We start from the raw sequence: 21,657 nt of genomic DNA on the forward strand, positions 1-21,657 counted from the left end.
ATTCTCGGGTTCTGAGAAATACTTGTCTACTACATCAGCTGCATCGTCGTGATACATGTTGGGGCATCTTCAAATGTCGAAATTGTCGATTTGGCTTGTTTATCTTCATATGTAATCGTTGCTTTGAATTCTTGATCTCGTGGTAACCATAAATCCACAAATCCATTATCAAAGGATTCAACCGTATCATCAAAAACCAGATTGCCTTCCATATCTTCAATATAAATATCAAATGGCTTGTTTACTAATTCACCTTGGCAACCTGTCAAACTATGAAATGTACATGGATGCGTCTCATTAATATATGGAGCAATGGAAACAAAGAACTCGTCCTCTGGCAATTCATAATTCTCCTGTGTGTCATCATTCTCGACCATAAGTTGCGTAGCATTAACAGAAGCAGATGTGGCAGTTAATTGATGCGTGCTGTAATCTTGTATCATCGATTTAATGTCTTCTGTAGATGATTCTGTATTATTGGCACAGCCGACTAAAACAAACAAAAAAGCAATGGAAATAAATAATACTAATTTAATTTTCATCGATAGCCCTCCTTGTTATATCTAGTATTAATATAACATTTATATTGAGGGGATATTTTGATGAATTATTACAATTTATGAAAATAACGTACACCTTGTATGGAGAATGATTGTGACGGGGATATGTCTAAAAATCAACCGACATGAAGTAGAGTAAAAATTTAAATGGTTTCCCAAATTAGGAATAGATGTTGCTATAATCTTAACTTTACTTATCCCTAACAGTAATAATCATCATTCGCTATCACTGCCAACTCTATAATAACGATTAAAGCCTAATTCATAATTGTTTAGTGAAACAATAACAAACTAGGCTTGATATAATTCATCACCGAATATTTAGAAACAAAAGATCTGGAAGAGAAAATTAATTATATTTCACTGCTAATTTTGTTGATCTTGTTGTTCAGTTGGTTCTTCTGTTGGATCTGGTTCCTGTTCATCTTGCCCGTTTGCACATCCAAACAATAGACTGGTTGAAAAAATCGCTGCGAAAACAGTTGCGTAGAATCTTTTCTTGTTCATTTTATTCACCTCACTTATATATTTAATTACACTTTATTTCTCCCCAAGATCATTCTACTTATTCATTTTTATATTAATGGGTTACATATGTTTCTTTTTTAGAGCTGCTCTATTCACTACTTTTTCACATTCTCAAGCTGTTTTTGGTTAAAAGAAATAACCACCCCCAGCCTGATGGCTAATAAAGGTGGTTATTTCGATTTCTCATTAAATTTATCGAATCTTCTATTGCACTTTAACTAACTACTAATTATATTCTTCAACTATTCTACTCCCACTCCTGTATAAAGTTTTCTGCTTGATGCAGTAGCGTGTGATAAGCAAAATCAGAGATCGCATCGTCATCATAGTGGTGTTCGAGTAAGTCCACGAATCCATTCATGTGCTTAAGAATTTTTTCTGCATCTTCTTGTTTCTCAAACTGCCTGACAGCCTTCAAGTGAACCTCTAATGAGTGGGCAGTGTCCTCATCTGCGAATTCTTCTTCTGTTTCAAAGTGCTCTACTAGCATCTCTATACTTGATACATTATTTTCTAAGTCAGGCAGTAATATAATCCGCTGATCGGTGGCTTCTTCTATCTTATCTCGGCTATATAATAATGGAATTGCTTCGTCATTAGCCCACTTATCAAATAAGTCGTCATAGTGCTTACTGTTAGGGTCGCCTGATTGTCCAGGGCTGTTCATCGCAATCGAATTATCCCATTCTCCAACGTCGACAACCACCCTGAATGTAGCACCATGTACTTGCTGGAAATTCGAATTATATCTTGATGCGCCGACCGTATCTCCACTTCCACCACGTGGCAGAGGACCAATATTCATATCGGCAGCTTGTTCCTCACCAACTAATTCGGCTAAAGGATGATCTAAATATGCATGCTTTAACTCTCCCCATTGCCACTCATTCATGTTCGGCCCTAGTAACTCCTCTACTTGATCAATCGCACTATCTAATGAAGAAAGCAAAATTTCATCACGTATTTCTACGGGATTATCGCCGAAACGTTCATCTGGATTTTCTAATAAGTCCAAGATGACAAGCGGATCACCAGAACCAATATATTCCGCAGCTTCTTCCGACATAATCTCTGCCAATACCGCGTCACCTAAATGATATTGGTACCATACTTCAAACAAGGTGCCTGCTGTCGTTTCTACAGACAATTCACCATCCCACGACCGCAACAATTCCAATGCTTCATTTACCTTTTCATCCGATGAATCCAGTTCGATATCATTAAGTAAATGGACGACACTTTTTGCTGGAATGGATGTATAGTCAGTTTGTAATTGAAGCGAGTCTTCAATTCCCATTTTTTGATTGCTTTCCATGACTTCTTCTATCCGCTGAAAGCGAAATGGAGCTGTCCATTCGAATCCCAGTTTATATTTTTCATAATCGTAATCATTCGGTAAATTCATCTCATTGGCTGTTCCTATCCAACCTCTGTCGGGATTAATCTCATGGGGTAAGTTCTCTTGATCGAGAAAACCATCCCATTCATACGTCCCGTCACCCGGTACTGGTAAAAGACCATCCCAATTGTCTCGAACTGGGGTTAGACCGCCTGGTTTCCATCCGATGTTTCCTTCTACATCCGCATAGACCTGATTCTCGGATGGCGATCCCCATCGATTCATTGCTTCATAAAATTCGTCCCAGCTCTTGGCTCCCATATACGATAAGCTTCCCAAATATGGAGCCATTCCTGGTTCTAACCACCCTGCTCTCACTGCATATGCACGGTTATTCTCCTCGTCCTTATAAATAACCGGACCGTGGCGTGTAAACTCTAAATCGGTTACTTGATGTTCTCCATCTTTTACCGCAATATCTTCGGAAACCGAAGTCATCGATTCCCACCCATCTTCATAGCGATACTCCGATGGGTTATCTGGATTGGTTTCATATACATAGAGGTCTTCCTGATCAATGGAAAAAATCGTTAGTCCCCACGCGCTCGTCCCATTATGCCCAATCGATATCCCTGGCAAGACTGGCTCTCCGCCTCCAATCACATCTAATCCCGGCGCAGATAAATGAGTAATATAACGCAAAGATGGAACATCAACAGCTCGATGCGGATCATCAGCCATAATTGGACGCCCTGTTTCCGACTTTTCCGGGCTAATTACCCAGTTGTTACTTCCAAGTGAAGATTCAAGTTCAATCTGTTCATTTAAGTTTCCAGTTTCCGCCGTCAGTTGTGTCTCCACATTCTCCAGCCCTTCAGCTCCATTTCCAACGTTATCAAAATTCACTCCACTCGTTGCTAATTGATACGTATCCAATACGTCTTCGGAAATATCCTCAAGATCCAACCCCACTGGTATTTCTGTCTCCCAATCAGGTTGGAGTTTTTTTCGAACGCTTTCAACATCTTGCCCATGATCACGTAAAGTAATCGCCCGCGCTACTTCATTAGTAATATTTCTCGTTAATCCATGACTACGAATACGAACGACATCTTCCGGTTCCCATTTCGATGGTTCGTAATCGAGAATATCAAACTCATCCGGCAGCAACTCAGGATTCGCTTCCGTCATTTCAACATATGCGTTAATCCCTTCAGTAAAAGCAGTTACAATTTCCTCGGTTTCTGGTCCATATGCTTCCCATTCTTCCTCCATATCTCCTCGATAAAGGAATAATCGCTTCGCCTTATCCTGTTCGACATACTCTGGACCAAGTACCTCCGATAGTTCCCCTAATCCATTTTTTCGCCATAAATCGATTTGCCATAAACGGTCACGTGCCACATTGAATCCTTGAGCAAAGTAAACATCTGTTTGAGAAGACGCATAAATATGCGGGATTCCCCAGTTGTCGACGAGTATTTCTGCCGGTTTTTCCAGTCCCTCCAGTTCATGGATGGTCGTCATAACACTTGAAGTGGCATTACTCGTCGTGCTAGTAAAACTAGATAAAAAAGGTGTCATTAAAAGCATACAAATAAGCGCAAATACAAATATTTTCTTCATGGACTCACTCCTCATAAAATATGATCCCTACGCATCCCCTGTTCTGTATTTTCTTTTTCACCTTTCTTGTGTCTATCTTTTTTCAGCACGTTTTATTAATCTTTTGAACTCCTTTCTCGATAAAATCAAAATTTCATCGGTGTACAATTCCACACCTATTCAAACGTACATAACCGGAAAAATTGGCTTTAAATTGCTAGTAGTATTCCCAACAAATTTCCAGTATTTTCAATTTGATTATAGCAACCGTTATATACAGCGTCAATAAATTTTAAAAATTCAATCTATTATACCTATTACGTCCAGTACAATAGGTCTACTAGGGAGGTCTGTTAGTAGACACTGTAGTAAATGGATTATTTTTATTGTAAGTAAAAGATATAGTTGACAACGTTGGTATAATTTAGAATAAACAAGATGTAATACTTACTATTTAGGGATACCGGCTTAATATGGAGGAATTCAAAAACAGCCCTATTTACTAGAGCTGTTCTTTCTTAGGTAGAAAATTTATTTTTTAAATTTATAATGCAATTCAATAAATTGATTAAATTATTCGTTCCTTTCAGAGAAAGACCTATTTCCCCGGCTCCAACATCAATTCTTTCCCTTCTACACCATCTATCCGGGTCTCGTGATAATTTCCTTCGACCCAGTCGCTCATTTGGTCATGGTACCAGTCGCTGCGAAAATGACCGTCCTGGCCTGGGCCTACAATATGGTAGCCAGACTGCATGTCGCTTGTATCAATCACAAACCTCCAGGAAGCGCCGTGGTCGACCTCGCCGGTTTCGGTATCATAGCTTGTCGCCATTGGTGTTACACCACTCCCACCAACGGGGATCGCATCTTCATTATTGAAGAAAAATGCCACCAAAGGACTCACGCCCGATAAAGGATGGTGGAATTGCACTTGGTGGTAATCGCCCCATTCCCAAGCAGCTATATCTTCTCCATACGTTTCTGTTAGTTTTTCCATCGTGTTCTCTAGCGCATCGTGCAATACTACTTCGATACCGCCTTTTTCTTCTATCCACTGTGACTCTTCACCGCTTGCTGCTTTTCGTAATACGTTTTCGGTGGATTGGGATTGTGTAGAAAATAATGTTCGCATCACTTGTGGTATTTCCTGTTGATAAATGGTACTTTGAATTGCTTGCATCCAATGTTCAAAGATAAGTGGCTGCGGTGCCTCCTTATCTGCTACAAAATCCCATCCCGATAAGGATTCCAATGCTTCTTGTTCCTGCTTGGTAAGATCGGTATCTGCCAACACTTCTTGGAAAATCGGTACAAATTCTCGTGCTCTTAAGTCAGTTTGATCCATTTGTAAATCTTGCATATCTTCTGCTGTAAAATTATCACCCGCTTCTAACACTTCTGCAATCCGTTCATAGCGATACGGCTGTGCCCACACATTACTGATATGGTACGGATAGCTGTCTGGTGCAATCTGATTATTAGCAGTTGCGATAAAACCCTTCTCCGGATTAACGATTATTGGCAGTTCATCATAAGGAATATAGCCTTGCCACTCATTGTCTGCTTCCCAGCCATTCAGTGGCAATAGCGCATCGTGGCCATCTTCATAAATTGGAATTTTTCCATTTGCTTTATAAGCAATCGTTCCATCATTCGAGGCAAATACAAAGTTCTGAGCTGGTACGAGGAACTTTTCTAACCCTTGTTCAAATTCCTCCCAGTTCGTGGCTCTGTTCATCTCCATAATCGCTTCGAGCTCTGTAGTGGCATCGAGTGCCGTCCATCTTAAAGAAAGTACCGTATCCTTCCCAGTCTCGGAGGCAAATTCGGATACAATTGGCCCATGTCTCGTCTCGACTACTTCATAGTCGACCGTGTCTCCATCTTTCACTTTAATCGGTTCTTCGATAATCGTTGCTTCTTCCCATTCATCCTCAAAAAGAAATTCATCTGGATTGTCTGGATTACGCTGCTCGATGTATAACTGCTGCACATCTGGACCGGTATTGGTTACGCCCCAAGCAATCTGATCATTATGCCCGAGGATAATTCCTGGAACACCCGCAAAAATAACCCCGCTCACATTCAGTCCATCTGTTGATTCCAAATGCATCTGTAGCCATATAGATGGAGTTGCCAACCCGAGATGCGGATCATCTGCCAACAGCGGCAGACCAGACGCCGTCTTATCACCGCTCACCACCCAGTTGTTGCTGCCGTTGAACGGATGCGGGATCACTGCATGCTCAAAACTCGCTGCGATATCGATTTCATCCTCTTGAATAATCGTTGGCTTGTTTTCCGGATAGGCCGGGAACAACTCATATGCCTTTTCTTCTTCATAGTTGTCCAACAGGTAATAGTTGAACGCTTGTTGCTGCCAATGCCCACCAAGGTCAAATGCCATATATTTTCCTATTGTCAATGAGTCCACCGGTGTCCATTCTTTCGGTTCAAATCCCATCAGTGTAAATTCCACCGGCAAGGTATTGTTCGCTTTGGCTTCTTCTATGTAGGTATTCACCCCGGAGGCAAACCACTCCAGCACTTCCACAGAATCACTCGAGTACACCTCATACGATTCTTCTGCCGCCCGTCGCAGCCCGAGTGTACGAAAATACTTATCTTGATTCAGCGCATCTTCTCCGACTACTTCACTTAATGTACCAGACGCTTGTCTTCGCGACATTTCCATTTGAAACATACGCCGGTCTGCCTGAATGTAGCCCTGTGCAATATACATATCTCTGGCAGTTTCCGCTTTAATATGCGGAACACCATCTTGATCGGTAATCACGGTTACTTCGTTTTCCAGCAATGGCAGTTTGATCGTACCTTCTGTCTGTGGTAGTGATTTGTTTATGTATTCGTTTACAAATAAAACTGCAATAAGTACGAGTAAAAATACTGAACTTAATCCACCCAATATAATCTTCTTTTTACTGATGCTTGCTTTTTCTTTGGTTGCGACACTTGCGCTTCCTGTCTTTCCCCCATTAGCAAGACCTCTCTTATTTACATAATTTTTTGAAATATTTCAGTTTAAGAGAATCATAGCACTTTTTAGGGTAGATGGGCAAGGTGGATAGAGGACGAATATCTGTACAATTCTAGGAAATGAATACACAGCGTATAACCTGTAAGTCATTCAGTGAGAACAAATTGAATCACCACTGAATTGGCCAATAGGACTGCTCTATTAACTCTATGGAAAATGGATGTCCACTTCTCAGTAATTCCGATAACCTTCACTTCTTATTAACCCTCTCATTTCTGTTTATTACACACTACATCCAAGGCTTCTTTGAATTCATCTGGCTTTTGCGTCCCAATCACCACTGTTTCATATTTTAATTTCAACTCTATACCTTTTTTCCCATACAAGTTATAAGCTGTTTCACCTTTCATATTTATCCTTATTCCAATTCCACCAAACTGTTTGATTGGACTGTACGTAATGCTTTTATAATCATATATATCTTTAAAAAGGAATTTCTTATAACGAATATGAAAAGGTGATAATCGAATATATATACCATCATGACGCACTTCAGTAGTCAGCTTTGAAAAACCCAACATAACAACAGGAAAGATTACCCCGAAAATTACCCAAATTACGATCATTGTTCCATCGGAAGCAGGATTATTTCCAAACGGAACACCAAAAATAATTTGTTGAATGAACCCGTACCACATAATGGCAGTGCATAATAAAACAATTGCCCAAACCCAAAATTGCCGCTGACGCTGAACTTCCCAATATACAACTTTATCGTTCATTTTCATAGCATCGCTTCCTTTTCCTATTTTTCTTTTATTTTACACTTTATAATATGAATTCTAAAACCAAATCATTTTTGCATAGTACCAATTTCCTTAGGAAATGCTAAGCGCAACAAATTGGAAACGTAGAGGTGAATAAATAATGCGAGATGATGAATCGTATAAAAAACACATGAAAAATGTGCAAAATGAAACGGAGAATCCAGCAATCTTGGAAGATATTATTGAAAGTGGAATGGAACCATCTCCACAATATGGGGCACAACAGGCACAACCAAAAAACAGTTCGCTAAATCCTTTAAAGAAGTAGTTCGAAACAACACCGACGGAAAGACGTGGCAAGAATTGGATAGTTAGTTGACCAGCTATTTCGAGTGGCACTTGGATTCTTATATTTTTAGAAGTGATTCACATTTTGAACATTTGGAGGGATGTAGTTATGACAAATTTACAAAATAAAGTGGCCATCATTACAGGCGGTGCTTCAGGGATTGGCCTAGCAACCGTAAAGGCATTCTTAAAAAAAGGGGCGAAAGTCGTCATCGCCGATTACAATGAAGAGTCTGGTAAAGGTGTCGAAGAGCAATTTAAAGAAACATATGAAAACGTGTTATTCGTTCGCACTGATGTAGGAGATGAACAATCTGTAGAAAACCTTGTGAAAACAACCGTGGATTCATTTGGCCAATTAGATATCATCTTCAACAATGCTGGAATTGGCATTCAAAAGCCGACACACGAACTAACCGATGAAGATTACAAAAAGGTTATTGCGGTAAACCAAGATGGTGTATTTTATGGCATTAAATATGCACTTCGCGAAATGATAAAGACAAATGGCGGTGTGATTATTAATACTTCCTCTATTTTAGGTACAGTCGGTGAGCCAACATCGATTCCTTACACAGCAAGTAAAGGCGCAGTCAATCAAATTACCAAATCCGTTGCATTGGAATATGCAGATCGCAATATCCGTGTAAATGCCGTCGCGCCCGGATTTATTGAATCAGGCCTAGTCAATAAAGAAAAATTAGGCGACTTCTATGATGGTCTTATAGCCAAGCATCCGATTGGTCGTCTTGGCAATCCTGAAGAGATTGCACATGCAGTTGTCTTTTTGGCAGAAAATGACTTCGTTACCGGTACAACCGTTTACGTAGATGGCGGGTATACGGCGATATAAATAGAACGATTAGATTTAGAATCGTTTCTGATAATAAAAGAATCCGTCATAAAAATTAGCCTTGTGTGAGGGATTCTTTTTTATCTATGTTCGGTATTCCAGTCTTGGTTACCTGTGTCTTTTAAATTAAATTACTAAACTATTTCCATTAACTCTTTGGTCATTTCCTCTACTAACTCTGGTCTACCATGAAACTGAGCTGGCGTATTTTGAAAGAGCTCAATCTGCCATTCATCATCCTTCTTCACCGCAACTAGCGTTTGGTGCGCATTTACCGATGGATCAATCTCTTTTTTGCCAGGAGGGATCATCCCTGCAATAGCGTGTAAAATCGCAGTATCGTTCCCTAGAATCCGTATATTTTTTACTTTAGTAACAAAAGGAGGGGTAGGGTGGTTTTCAAAAATTGGTACAAGGTGCGATAATATATCTTTCTTCCCTACTAGCTTACTTCCATCAAATCCAATTTGTACTCCTTGTGCTGTAAAGAGACTAGCCATTCCTTCAGCATCGCGTTTATTCCACGCGTCTATTAGTGTTTGATAAAGATTTTGGACTTCTTGATTGAATGAATCATTCATATTCATACCTCCTCTATCAGGATCCTTGCAATACTATCTTAAATTCGTAACCTATTTATTTCAAAATACCATAAAGTTCCTCGAGTGTTTGAATTTCATAGGTTGGAACGATGTCTGTGTTATTGGCTTTCTTATCCGGGTTTAACCAACATGTATCAAGTCCGGCTAGTTGTCCACCTTTAATATCCGCAGTTAAAGAATCTCCGATAATCAATGCTTGGTTCACATCAAAATAAGGAATTCGCGTAAATACGTAATCAAAATACTCTTTCATTGGTTTTTGAAAGCCCGTGTCCTCTGAAACAAAAATATCTCTAAATAATGGATGCAGTCCCGAAGCGCCCAAGCGTTTATATTGCGTCTTTGAAACACCGTTCGTCACGATATATAACTCATATTTAGGCTGTAAGTCTGTTATCAGTTCAAGGGCTCTATCAACAAGCTGTTTTCCTTCCTCTAAGTAGCTGCGATATTTCTTTTCCAGTAACACCCCATCCACTTCTCGATCATACTCTTTAAACAAAAGTGAAAAACGCGTATTTACAACTTCATCACGAGTTAATTTCCCTTCTTCAAAAGAGCTCCAGAGGCCTTGATTTATTTCTTTATATTGTGTTTTGATTTCAGCGGTTAAAGGTATGTTTTGCTCTTCGAAAAGCAAGCGTAACGCTTCCCTTTCTGCTGCTCCAAAATCCAATAATGTATCATCTACGTCGAATAATAATGTCTTGTACTTTTGCAAAATTACCTCTCCATTTCTTGACTATACGTTATAATAACCATATAAATAATCCCTCATGCACTATAGTGGTATGTGAGTAATTAATTTCCTAGGATTCCTAACCCTCTTGCCAGAATATAATTTGATGCGACTACTCAATAACCACATGTGTGCGCTTTATTATTTCACATTATAGCACGGATGATATGTACCTATAATCAAATCAGCTTCTACGTACTTTCATATCCTATAATTTAGCAATAACATCTAGTCATGACTACTCCCACACGGATAATTGTTGTGACTTCGAAACAAATTCGGATGACATCGCATCTGTTCTTGCTTCTAGGAGTACTCTTCTGCCTTCTGTTGTTCTCGTATAAATCAGCTCTGCTTTTCCTAGACGTTTTACCCAATGCTTTAAGAATATCTCGGCAGTTTCTTTTTTCTTTGCTAATTCAGAAGGAACAGCGTGATAATCTATCTTCGTACGAAATAGCGCTTTTGCTTCTCTTCGAATGATGTATCGTGGATTCTGAATAGGATCACACACTTCTAACAATGAATGTAGATATATATTCTGGTCATATATTGTACAATCCTCTACCCAACAAAATAGGTTTGCACTAAATTCATCTGTCTTTATCGTAACACCTTTTGGATTAGTTTCAGCCAAACCAGCTTCATATAAGGAGTGATAAATTACTTCTCCTATCTGTCCCAAGCTTTTCTCTACACTTATATTTTTATAAGTAATCTTTAATAATTTCCAAATATTACGTGAAGCAAGCATAATACCAATTATAATAAAAGTGGTCACAAATATGAATATTGATTTGGTACTACCCGTAACTACTTCATTACCATCTGATAGTATCAGCATGAATAATACATAAAAAGAAATTGTAGCTACAATAGAGACCATTAAACCCTTCATGGTATTTCCAAATACAAACATAGTTGGCACCTTTACTACACTTTTATCTGTACGTAGCTTTTCTTTCAACTTGCCGTCTACTTCTACCGCTTCCTTCCACCTCTGAAATAACCTATTCCGCTCACTTGAACGATCTATCATTTTCTTATTTTCCGTATCGATATCCAGCTTTCCGAAAGGTGGTTCAGCTAAGTCTAGCCGATTTATTCCTGATTGGATAACACCTTTAGTATGGCCTAAACCAATCAGTGCCTCGAATCTTCTTGTTAATGATAAGTAATCTTCTCCTCCATCAAAACGTGTAGAATCGAGGCAAACGAGATGCCAAATATTTGCAGTCTTTGTTGGGTTTCCTTTTTCCACACGAATTGCTCTTCCTCGCATTTGATTGGATAGCATAAACGATCCTACATATGACGCTAGTATCAACGAATTGATAAAAGGAGCATCCCACCCTTCACCTAATAATGCCGTTGTACCAATCAGCACTTTGATATGTCCTTGTTCAAACAATATGGTCATCAATTGGACCATTCGATGTTTCGATGTAGAATTCAGGCTGATTTCCACAAACCGTGGATCATGAGGAAGTTCCTTTCTAGTTACATCTATATTCCATTTATCTTCTAGTTTATTTACCTCGATAAGTGCTTCTTTTGGAATAATTGAAAGTGAGCCAGTTACTACTCCTACGGGAATTTCTAACCCTTCCCTACGCAGCCTCTCAAAAATAGGAACCGCTCCTAACCTGCGCAATTCCTTTTCATCTCCGACCTGTGTGGGTAAATCTTCTTTTCTGATATAATCCGTTAAAATAACCATCCGTAATTGTTCCTTCAACGCAGTAGCTTCCACCCGAACAATTTCTTCAATACTATTTAATTTAGACGGACTTTGAACAAGCATTCGATTTAATCGCTTATTGGAAGTAAGGAAAACTTTCTGTCGTTCAATCGCCCCTAACCGCTTCAACTGCTTCCGCTGTTCTTCCAGCACAGGTTGTTTAATGTCAACGAGGGTTTCTTTATATAACAGTTTGCTAAGTAGTATCTCTAGCCACTCTAGATTTAATTCCGGTAATTTTTTTGTCTTTGCTCCAGTTAATTTAACTGGCTCTACCCACGCACCACTTCCTGCTTCCTTTAAAAAAATAAGCATACTTACAAAATAGGTCGGTTCAGATAAAATCTCTTCCGTATGTATAGAGGATTCAGTGATATATGGATGTGACTCAATGATTTCAATAAATGAACTATTCAACCGAATTTGTTCCTGATATTCATTAACTTGTCGGCGAAATCGATTGATCTTTTCCTTTTCTGTATTCATCGGATTAGACATCCACACATAATCTTGAAAAGGCGCTAACTCTGATTCTCGAACAAGCTCTGCAATATTAATCTCCGCATCAATTTCACCGCAAAGCTCTATATACCGACCCCATTCTTGCATCGTTACATCGTAAGGCGGTGTAGCGGTAAGTGCTACAATGGCCGGATCGGACAATTGATTTTTAAAACGCATGGTAGATTTCCACCAGGCCGTACGTAGGTGATGGGCTTCGTCGAGCACAAGCGTTTTTATTTGTTTAGCCAATAATGCCTTGGATACATCCTTTTCCTTTGTTATCCATTGATGAAATCCTTGATATGTGGATACCGTCACAAGCCTCGGATTCTCTAAATCTGTTGTAAGCCAATCCAGCTTCTCTTTTTTTTGATAAAATAATTCTATAAATCTATGTATCCACTGATTACGTATAGCAATCGTTGGCGCTAGTATAAGCGTTGCTTGATTAAATCGCAGCATCATCTCAAGACCAATTACTGTTTTCCCTGAACCGGGTGGTGCTACTAAATGCAAATGTCGTTTATCCAAAAAGTTGTCCATATCATCGATCACTTTTTGTTGATACGATCTCCATGGATATTTAAATTGAATATCTGATGGAAACTTTCCCATACAACTGTCTCCTTACATACCTTCAAAAGTACAATTTTTTAATCGTTAAAATAGTTGAAATATAACTAGTACAATTATATACGAATCAGTAAAAACTTTCATACCAATCAATCCGTTCTATGTCATAGTACTCAGCCTATTGTCTCTTTAAAACCATTAACACTATCTTATGAATCCCCAACATAAAAACACCCGCCATCCCTTGATCATACCTTGTATGAAACGGTGGGGGGAGTATGTGTACGGATAACGATTGAGAAGGTATACAGAGATGAGCAGTTAATTGTGTTAGGAAGGGGTTATTTATTCCATCTATGATCGCGCTGAATATAAATAATAGACAAGCCGGCATTAAGAGGATTCCGCTTAAAGATACATATGTCCTCTTTTGATCCCCATAAAGCAAATGTCTCGAATCAGGTGAAACCAATGGCCACCACATTAAAACAGCCAATAGTAAAAGTAAATATATCATTGCTTGATGAGCAACGGGATTGTTTGAAAGAAACGTTAACACAACCGGCAAGTGATACATAAAAAATAACACAGAAAACAGAATTAATGAGGCCTTGGAAGTGGACAACCATTTGCTTCCTTTAACTGACTTTGACAACTTCCATACCCTTTGCCATAAAGCCGTTGGAATCCCTGATATAAGTAATGGAGGAACTATAAAATATAACATGCTCATTTGAATCATATGTAAGCTAAAGGAAAGGTGACTAATCGTTGTAAATGGACTGCCCACGGTTACGTAGAACAAGCTTAAACTAAGCAAGAAAAAAATAGGTTGTCGATGATACACTTTTATGTCGGTTAGATAAGTGATGGATAGGGCATAAAGGAAAGCAATCAGAATAATGACAATCAATAATAGAACATTCCACGATAGTAGCTCTCCAACGAATATATCATAAAATATAAACATCCCTCTCTTCTGATTTTTCATCATGTAAATATACCCTTTTTATAATTATTGATATAACATGTGATTTATAACAACGAATTACATGTTATAATGAAGAAAAAAATCATATTTTCAAAAGTTGGACAATTGAAAAATTAAACTTGTTAAATTATTTACTTTCCATCAGAGGCATATGTTTATAAAGAATGGAGGTGAAAAAAGTGGAAGATAACAAGTATGTAAGAGCGAAAAAGAAAGTGGAAGAGCTTAAAGCATTTTATATTCATTTAATTGTTTTTATCCTTATTAATTCCATGTTTATCGTCATCAATGTATTGAACTATGAACAAGCTGGCCATTGGTGGTTTGTATATCCACTTATTGGTTGGGGGATTGGTTTAGTTGCCCATGGTATTACCATATCCTCGTTTGGAATATTTGGCCCAAACTGGGAAGAGAGAAAAATTAAAGAATATATGGATAAGGACACTAGTGATGATTAGGTTTTTGAGCCTTTTTTTACCTAGAAAGTATCCCATACAGTAAAAAAACCCATTCTGCACATATGTCAAAATGGGTTCCTTATTCACTATTATTGCGCTGTATATCCACCATCAATAACTAGACTATTTCCAGTCATGAAGGAAGAATCATCACTAGCCATGAACAGTACTGCTTTTGCCATTTCTTCTGGTTTACCTAAACGATTCATCGGAGTAGCAGTTGTTAGAGCTTCTCTATCCGAATCACCGAGGATTGCTGTATCAATAAATCCTGGGCAAAGTGCGTTTACACGGATATTACGTGTTGCATATTCCAAACCAAGTGAACGTGTTAAGTTAACCACACCTGCTTTTGCTGCGTTATATGCCGCACTTCCTGGTGATCCAACCCAACCATACATAGAAGCTGTATTTACAATAACTCCACTTCCTGCTTTCAAGAATTCTTTAATTGCGCCTTGTGCAACTAAGAATACGCCATCTAAGTCCACTTCTACCGTTTTTCTCCATTCTGCATAGCTTAGTTCTTCGGTTGGTTTTACTGCACCAATTCCAGCGTTATTGAATAGAATATCTACTTTTCCATAAGTATCTAATGCTGTCGTAAAGATGCTTTTCACTTCTTCTTCACTTGTCACATCTGCTTTGATAAAAATAGCTTCTGATCCCTGTGATTTTAATTCTGCTTCTATGCTAGCGCCTTTTTCTTCATTCATATCTACAAGTACTAATTTCGCACCTTCTGAAGCGAATAATTTTGCTGTTGCAGCACCAATTCCAGATACCCCACCAGTAATAACGGCCACTTTATCTTGTAATTTCATCATAAATTCCTCCGATTTTTTATTTTTAGGTTCTCCGTATTTTTTTTATTTCATTCATCATAATGCACCAACGACTCAATATTCCTGCGTTTTCAGTGAGTAAATATTCACCTCGAACTCCTTAATGAACCGCTTCTATGTTTGTTATTTGTTCATCACACGTTGAATAAAGCACCATCTACTGTATATGACGATGAGCTTACGTAAGCCGCTTCATCAGAAAGTAAAAATGCAATGACGTTAGCTACTTCTTCAGGTTCTCCGTAACGCTTCATTGGAACCGCATCGTTATAGGCTGTTTGTGCTTGATCCGCAGATCCTGGTGCTACATTTGATTCAATGTTACGCATCATTTGTGTATTAATCACACCTGGGTTTACCGTGTTTACACGCACGTTAAATGCTGCTGATTCTAAAGCCGCAACTTTATTCATACCCATAACAGCGTGTTTCGATGAGTTGTATAGTGCCATGCTTGGTGAACCAATTAAACCAGCTACGGATGAAGTGTTGACGATTGAACCAGCTTTTTGTTCTTTCATTACTGGTAATACGTATTTCAGACCGAAAAGTACGCCTTTCACGTTAATGCCATAAACGAAATCGAATTCTTTTTCTGTAATTTCTTCAATTGATTTAGCTGGACCTTCCACGCCAGCATTATTGACAAAACCATCAATGCGACCAAATTTAGCAATGGTTTGCTCCACATAATTTTTAACATTTTCTTCATTTGAAACATCCGCTTTTACAACTAGACTATTCTCTTCTGTTAAACCAAGCTCAGCTTGAACGGATTTGATTGCTTCTTCATTTAAATCAACTAATATAACTTTCGCTTGTGCGTTCGCTAATTTCCGAACAACTTCTTTCCCGATACCACCTGCAGCACCTGTAACAATGACTACTTTATCTTGAAATTTACTCATGTTGCTTCCCCCCTATTATAATAAATGTGACAATCCACTGAATTTGAAAGTGTTTACAAATTTATTATAATACGATGAAAAGTGGGTTCAACCACCAATAAAACACTTATTGTGTATTTACTAGACATATTAGGTATAATTGTCTAGTAACGTTAAATTTTTTGATATATAAGGAGATGGAGTGAATGCAAACCAATAAATCTACCCCGAGAAAAGATCGGACAAAAATGCACTTTCAACAGGCTCTGATTGCCTTAACGAAAGAGAAGGGGTTTCACTCTGTTTCTGTAAAAGATATCGTGCAGTATGCGAAGTATAATCGAAGTACGTTCTATATTCATTATCGAGATAAATTTGAATTAGCTGAGGATCTTCTGTGTACCAATTTCACGTTATTAGAGGAATCTTTTGAGAAACCATACAAATTAAAGCGAGAATTTAATACTGATCTATTAAAACAAGGTTCGTTTCATATCATCTCATCGATTTATAATAATCGGGAGTTCTATGATTTAATCAACTATGTAGACACCATTCCAAAACTGCATACCCGGTTCCCACAGATCATACTTAAAATGTATCAGGAGAAGTTTGAATTTAAAACGATTAATGATCTGCCAGTTAATATGGATTACTTTAAACGATACACAGCGTATGGCTTTTTTGGTCTATTAGCCCATTGGATTCATACAGGTTTCCAGACGCCGCAAGAAGAATTAATTAAAGAAGTTATCATGTTAGCTCAAACCCATATGGCCTCAGTGAAATATATAGGAAAACAATAGAAGCGTGCAGAAAAAGCGGTTATTTTAATGCACACTTCTTGTGGCTAGTTACGATCCTTTAAAAAAGAACGGCTTGTTTTTGCGTTTTGCCAGCATCCTTCGCCATTGCTTTTAGTGCCACTTCATTCAGGAAGTTCACTGGTTTATTGTAATGCGGCTGGAAGAAGAAATCGGTCAATGCCAATTGCTCAATCGTCATGTTATTGGCAATACCGACACTAATCGTATTGATTGCCTGTGTGAAGTCAGCATCGGAAATCACCTGTGCACCAACGATGCGATGTGTCTCCGCCTCATAGACAAGTTTTAATTGAATCTCGGCGTTTTCTGGCATAAAATCTGGTCGATAATTATCTTTATAGACAACACTATCCACCGTCAACCCTGCAAGATTTGCGGCACTTTCTGTTAATCCAGTTGAAGCAATGTTATGATGATATAACTTTAATCCGGACGTACCTTGCGTTCCCGGATGGGCCATCACCGGACGCATCAGGTTATGCGCAGCTATCGTCCCCATTCTTACTGCATTAGTTGATAATGGGATATAGGCAGACTGTTTGGTCGCATTGTTATAAATAGCACAGCAATCCCCTGCCGCATAGACATCCTTTGCACTGGTTTGCATATATTCATCCACCACGATCGCACCATTACCTAACATGTCTAATTGATCGTTCAACAAGCCAGTATTTGGTCTAAATCCAATACACATTACCACTAAGTCTGCGTTATATTCACCCTTGTCGGTAATCACCTTTTCAACCGTTTCTTCTCCTTCAAATTGGGAAACCGTCTGGCCGAGTGCTAATTGAACACCGCGCTGTTCAAAACTCGCTTCCACAGGTTCGGTAAAGATATCATCCAAATAGCGATTTAAGATTCGTTCTTCACTATCAACTAATGTTACATTTTTACCGTTTTCTTCAAAAGCTTCCACGAGCTCCACACCAATGTATCCTGCACCGACAACAACAACATTTCGGACCGATGCGGAACGTTCAATAATCTCTTTAGCATGGTCATAATTTTTACATAACAACACATTATCTAAATCAGCGCCTGGAATTGGTGGCGTTATTGGCCATGAACCCGATGCGATAATTAATTTATCGTAGGAATAGTTTTTGTGCTTATCTGTTTTCAAATCTTTTGCTTGCAGTTGCTTATTCGTTACATCACAGGCAATCACGTCATGATTCATATGCATGCGTACGCCTAAACTTTCAAATTGTGGGACAGAAGCATAAAAGAGATCCTCTGGATTCTCTACCACACCGCCTACAGAAAGCGCGATCCCACAAGATAGAAAGGAAACATTATCATTTCTTTCGAATACATCAATCTCTGCTTCAGGGTAAAGGTCTACTATATTTTTAATCGCTGTTGTTCCAGCGTGTGTACATCCAATTACTGCTACTTTCATTACGAAACACCCTCCAATTTATGTTATGTTCAGTATTTCACAAAATAAGGTGAATTCCTTTTTAAGGATTCATATTCTTAGTATAACAACTTGTTCACTATTTCACAATAATAAATGTGAATTATTGAGCAAATTTTTGTACTCCTCATAATAATTCCTTTAGATACGTAGTTTAAAAATATAAAACCAGCTCTTTACATTTATTTATAAAAAGCTGGTCTTATAAATTTCAAAAAGGGATTAATAACATCATCCGAACACTAATATTTCTGGCACAAATGTGATTACGAGTAAGACTGCAACTAGTATTAAAAACATAGGAATCACAGCTTTCGAGATTTTTGATATAGATAGACCTGAAATACCTGTGGCCACAAACAAAATCCCTCCGAGAGGCGGCGTAATAAAACCAATTGCTAAGTTAACGACAAGTATAATACCGAAATGTATTGGATCTACTCCAATTTCTACAGCGATCGGGAAAAGAATTGGCGTTAGAATAATAATAGCTGCCAATGTGTCCATAAACATTCCGATAAATAATAAAAATAGATTAATAATTAACAATAAAATAATAGGATTTTCCGAAATACCCGTAATTCCATTGGCAATCATTTCTGGAATTCTTTCTAGTGCAAGAATACGACCAAATGTAGTGGCTGTACCAGTAATAATTAGAATGACACCTGTGGTAAGTGCGGATTTAATAAATACGCTATAAATCTTGGAAAGTGGCAATTCTCGATATATACATGTGGCAACTATTAACCCGTATACTACGGCTACTACAGCTGCCTCCGTCGGCGTAAAAATACCACCATAAATACCGCCCAATATAATGACAGGAATAAGTAAGCTCCAGAATGCTTCTCTCACTCTACTAAAAAGTAGCTTCCCAGTAAACTTTGTTTGGTCACGTTCATAACCTTTTACCTTCGCATAGAAATATGCATAAACAGCTAAAGCTAACCCCATTACAATTCCAGGCACTATACCGGCTAAAAACAAATCTCCAATAGACGCTCCAGATGATACACCATAGATCACCATTGGAATACTTGGCGGAATAATAACACCAAGTGTACCCGCACATGCAACGAGAGCAGTAACAAATTTTTTATCATATCCTTCCGCTACTAACATCGGGATAGCCATCCCGCCAATAGCAGCAACCGTTGCGGGACCCGAGCCAGAAATGGCAGCAAAGAACATACTTGTTAGTACAACTGCAATTCCTAGCCCACCTGTAATATTTCCTACAAATATCCGAGCAAAATTAAACAACCTTCTTGATATACCACCTTGGGCCATAATTTCTCCCGCTAAAATAAAGAAAGGAACTGCCATAAGCGGGAAAGAATCCGTGGAGGTGATTAAGTTTTGTGCTAAGAATAGTGGAGAGATTGTCCCACTTGTAAAAATTGCTACCAAACATGCCAGTCCAATTGAAATACCGATCGGCACGCGCATTAACATAAATATAATAAAGGCGGCAAAGAGCACTAATGCAACCATTGTTTTTCTCCTCCTTAATTAAAATAGTCCGTTTTGTCCCTCTGTACCTTGCCAACCGCGTACGTGATGGATAACATTTTGAACCGCACGAATAACAGTTAAAAACATACCTACAGGCGCGGCAGCATACACAATGACCATATTTAAACCAAGTGCAGGACTAAGCTGACCAAACTGCGAAATCATCGATACTACAATAGAACCGTAGTACAATAGTAATATCGCAAAACATGCGACCAGAATTTCAGCTACAATATCCATGTATCTCTTTATACGATTTGGTACAACTTCATAAATAACATCCAGAGTAATATGCCGTTGCTTTTTAATCCCATATGGCACCGCAATATAAATCAGCCAGATGAAAGTATAACGAGCAAGCTCTTCAGACCAAGATAAAGAACTATCTAGAACAAAGCGCATAAACACTTGCAATCCTATAGAAAATACTGCTGTAACAAATAGTATAAAAAGGATCCATTCTTCCAAATGCTCGTCTATTAATTTAGTAAAACGTTTCACTATTTATCATCGCCTTTCTCATTGGCTTCATTTTCAGAATAGGAATTGACCGCTTCAAGAAAGGATTCATAGACATCTTCTCCAATTACATCACGGTATTGCTCATAAATTGGTCTCATTTGCTCTTGGAATCGATTCAATTCTTCTTGATCAAGCTCAGTAACTTCCATTCCGTTTTCCTTAAGGCTTTCAAGTGCATCGACATCCTCTTGTGTTGCAAGTTCACGATTGTAAGTTTTTGCTTCTTGTATCACTTCGTTTAAGACATTTTGTAGGTCACTTGGCAACTCATCATAAAATGGTTTGTTCATAATGACAACATATGGACTGTAAATGTGGTTTGTTAACGTTAAATAATCCTGTACTTCATAAAACCGACTAATATTCATCAAGCCCATCGGATTTTCTTGTCCGTTTATAGTACCTTGTTGTAGCGCGGTATATAATTCTTCAAAGGACATTGGCGTAGGATTTGCGCCAACACTTCTCCATGCATCAATATGCATACTATTTTCCATGGTACGTATAGACAGATCTTCCACATCTTCTAATGCCTCAATTGGTCTTGTACTATTTGTCAGATTACGGAAACCGTTTTCAAAAAAGGTTAATCCTTTCAAATTATTATCATCTAACGTAGCCAATACTTGTTGACCATTCTCTCCATCTAAAATATCATAGGTCTGTTCTCGAGTTGAGAATAAAAATGGCAAGTCAAATATATTAAAGGTTTTATTAAAACCGGTTACCGCTCCAGTGGAAGGTGCAGTCAATTCGATTGCTCCAAACTGTACAGCCTCAGTTAAAGCACGATCCCCACCAAGCTCCCCATTAATAAACAATTCAACCTCAAACCTGCCGTCCGACTCCTCCTCTAGGCGCTCTTCAAAGAACGCCCAAGTTCTGGAAAGAGAATGCTCTGGACTACTTGTTCCACCGCCAACACGAATAACATATGACTCTTCACCCTGTGATTGCTGGGTAGAACATGCTGCTACCAAAGAAAGGATAACAAGTGAAAATAACATAATTACTTTTCTCATA

Annotated in this window: 19 protein-coding genes; 4 read left to right on the forward strand and 15 right to left on the reverse strand. The window is 38.4% G+C overall.

Going from position 1 to position 21,657, the window contains the following annotated elements:
* Positions 1 to 29: 29 nt before the first annotated feature.
* The 5 genes from C794_RS17835 to C794_RS17860 form a co-directional block, all read right to left on the reverse strand.
* A complete protein-coding gene (locus tag C794_RS17835; protein WP_017798539.1) occupies positions 30 to 542 on the reverse strand; it encodes a CueP family metal-binding protein in 513 nt (170 codons plus the stop codon).
* 384 nt (positions 543 to 926) lie between these two features.
* A complete protein-coding gene (locus tag C794_RS20895) occupies positions 927 to 1,067 on the reverse strand; it encodes a hypothetical protein (RefSeq protein ID WP_017798540.1) in 141 nt (46 codons plus the stop codon).
* 268 nt (positions 1,068 to 1,335) lie between these two features.
* On the reverse strand, positions 1,336 to 4,053 hold the full coding sequence (locus C794_RS20005; RefSeq protein ID WP_017798541.1) for a penicillin acylase family protein: 2,718 nt from the start codon (positions 4,051 to 4,053) through the stop codon (positions 1,336 to 1,338).
* Between the two features lie 577 nt (positions 4,054 to 4,630).
* Positions 4,631 to 6,961, reverse strand: a complete 2,331-nt coding sequence (locus tag C794_RS17850) for a penicillin acylase family protein (RefSeq protein WP_017798542.1) — start codon at positions 6,959 to 6,961, stop codon at positions 4,631 to 4,633.
* A 341-nt stretch (positions 6,962 to 7,302) separates the two neighbouring features.
* Complete coding sequence (locus tag C794_RS17860; protein WP_017798543.1) at positions 7,303 to 7,821, reverse strand: DUF6141 family protein; 519 nt, start codon at positions 7,819 to 7,821, stop codon at positions 7,303 to 7,305.
* A 139-nt stretch (positions 7,822 to 7,960) separates the two neighbouring features.
* Here C794_RS17860 and C794_RS20745 point away from each other — a divergent pair, with 139 nt between their 5' ends.
* Both C794_RS20745 and C794_RS17870 read left to right on the forward strand, forming a co-directional pair.
* The gene (locus C794_RS20745; RefSeq protein WP_017798544.1) at positions 7,961 to 8,128 is read left to right on the forward strand and encodes a hypothetical protein; all 168 of its coding nucleotides are present in this window, start codon (positions 7,961 to 7,963) and stop codon (positions 8,126 to 8,128) included.
* A 129-nt stretch (positions 8,129 to 8,257) separates the two neighbouring features.
* Positions 8,258 to 9,001 carry an SDR family NAD(P)-dependent oxidoreductase gene (locus tag C794_RS17870; RefSeq protein ID WP_017798545.1) on the forward strand — a complete coding sequence of 248 codons (744 nt, stop codon included), beginning with the start codon at positions 8,258 to 8,260 and terminating at the stop codon, positions 8,999 to 9,001.
* Between the two features lie 134 nt (positions 9,002 to 9,135).
* Here C794_RS17870 and C794_RS17875 read toward each other — a convergent pair whose 3' ends face one another.
* The 4 genes from C794_RS17875 to C794_RS17890 all read right to left on the reverse strand — a co-directional run bounded on the left by C794_RS17875 (position 9,136) and on the right by C794_RS17890 (position 14,154).
* Entirely contained in the window at positions 9,136 to 9,582 is a 447-nt protein-coding gene (locus C794_RS17875; RefSeq protein WP_017798546.1) for an SgcJ/EcaC family oxidoreductase, read from the reverse strand.
* Positions 9,583 to 9,637: 55 nt separating this feature from the next.
* Positions 9,638 to 10,324 (reverse strand): YjjG family noncanonical pyrimidine nucleotidase, encoded by a 687-nt coding sequence (locus C794_RS17880; protein ID WP_017798547.1) that lies wholly within the window; start codon positions 10,322 to 10,324, stop codon positions 9,638 to 9,640.
* A 256-nt stretch (positions 10,325 to 10,580) separates the two neighbouring features.
* The gene (locus tag C794_RS17885) at positions 10,581 to 13,202 is read right to left on the reverse strand and encodes a DEAD/DEAH box helicase family protein (protein WP_017798548.1); all 2,622 of its coding nucleotides are present in this window, start codon (positions 13,200 to 13,202) and stop codon (positions 10,581 to 10,583) included.
* A 136-nt stretch (positions 13,203 to 13,338) separates the two neighbouring features.
* Positions 13,339 to 14,154 (reverse strand): cytochrome c oxidase assembly protein, encoded by an 816-nt coding sequence (locus C794_RS17890; protein WP_017798549.1) that lies wholly within the window; start codon positions 14,152 to 14,154, stop codon positions 13,339 to 13,341.
* Between the two features lie 161 nt (positions 14,155 to 14,315).
* On the opposite strand from C794_RS17890, the gene C794_RS17895 reads away from it, so the two are divergent.
* Positions 14,316 to 14,612 carry a 2TM domain-containing protein gene (locus C794_RS17895; RefSeq protein WP_026133847.1) on the forward strand — a complete coding sequence of 99 codons (297 nt, stop codon included), beginning with the start codon at positions 14,316 to 14,318 and terminating at the stop codon, positions 14,610 to 14,612.
* Between the two features lie 89 nt (positions 14,613 to 14,701).
* Here the strand turns inward: C794_RS17895 and C794_RS17900 are convergent, their stop codons facing one another.
* Positions 14,702 to 15,439 carry an SDR family NAD(P)-dependent oxidoreductase gene (locus C794_RS17900; RefSeq protein WP_026133848.1) on the reverse strand — a complete coding sequence of 246 codons (738 nt, stop codon included), beginning with the start codon at positions 15,437 to 15,439 and terminating at the stop codon, positions 14,702 to 14,704.
* A 152-nt stretch (positions 15,440 to 15,591) separates the two neighbouring features.
* Complete coding sequence (locus C794_RS17905; protein WP_017798552.1) at positions 15,592 to 16,365, reverse strand: SDR family NAD(P)-dependent oxidoreductase; 774 nt, start codon at positions 16,363 to 16,365, stop codon at positions 15,592 to 15,594.
* Positions 16,366 to 16,550: 185 nt separating this feature from the next.
* On the opposite strand from C794_RS17905, the gene C794_RS17910 reads away from it, so the two are divergent.
* The gene (locus C794_RS17910) at positions 16,551 to 17,150 is read left to right on the forward strand and encodes a TetR/AcrR family transcriptional regulator (RefSeq protein ID WP_017798553.1); all 600 of its coding nucleotides are present in this window, start codon (positions 16,551 to 16,553) and stop codon (positions 17,148 to 17,150) included.
* A gap of 58 nt (positions 17,151 to 17,208) precedes the next feature.
* Here C794_RS17910 and C794_RS17915 read toward each other — a convergent pair whose 3' ends face one another.
* From C794_RS17915 to C794_RS17930, 4 genes are all read right to left on the reverse strand, one after another.
* On the reverse strand, positions 17,209 to 18,576 hold the full coding sequence (locus C794_RS17915; protein ID WP_017798554.1) for an FAD-dependent oxidoreductase: 1,368 nt from the start codon (positions 18,574 to 18,576) through the stop codon (positions 17,209 to 17,211).
* Between the two features lie 249 nt (positions 18,577 to 18,825).
* Positions 18,826 to 20,091 (reverse strand): TRAP transporter large permease, encoded by a 1,266-nt coding sequence (locus tag C794_RS17920; protein ID WP_017798555.1) that lies wholly within the window; start codon positions 20,089 to 20,091, stop codon positions 18,826 to 18,828.
* An 18-nt stretch (positions 20,092 to 20,109) separates the two neighbouring features.
* The gene (locus C794_RS17925; protein ID WP_017798556.1) at positions 20,110 to 20,613 is read right to left on the reverse strand and encodes a TRAP transporter small permease; all 504 of its coding nucleotides are present in this window, start codon (positions 20,611 to 20,613) and stop codon (positions 20,110 to 20,112) included.
* On the reverse strand, positions 20,613 to 21,656 hold the full coding sequence (locus C794_RS17930; protein WP_017798557.1) for a DctP family TRAP transporter solute-binding subunit: 1,044 nt from the start codon (positions 21,654 to 21,656) through the stop codon (positions 20,613 to 20,615). Before C794_RS17930 ends, C794_RS17925 begins: the two co-directional genes overlap by 1 nt.
* Position 21,657: the final 1 nt, after the last annotated feature.

The organism is Oceanobacillus kimchii X50 (assembly GCF_000340475.1).
In the GTDB taxonomy this organism is placed as follows: Bacteria; Bacillota; Bacilli; order Bacillales; family Amphibacillaceae; genus Oceanobacillus; species Oceanobacillus kimchii.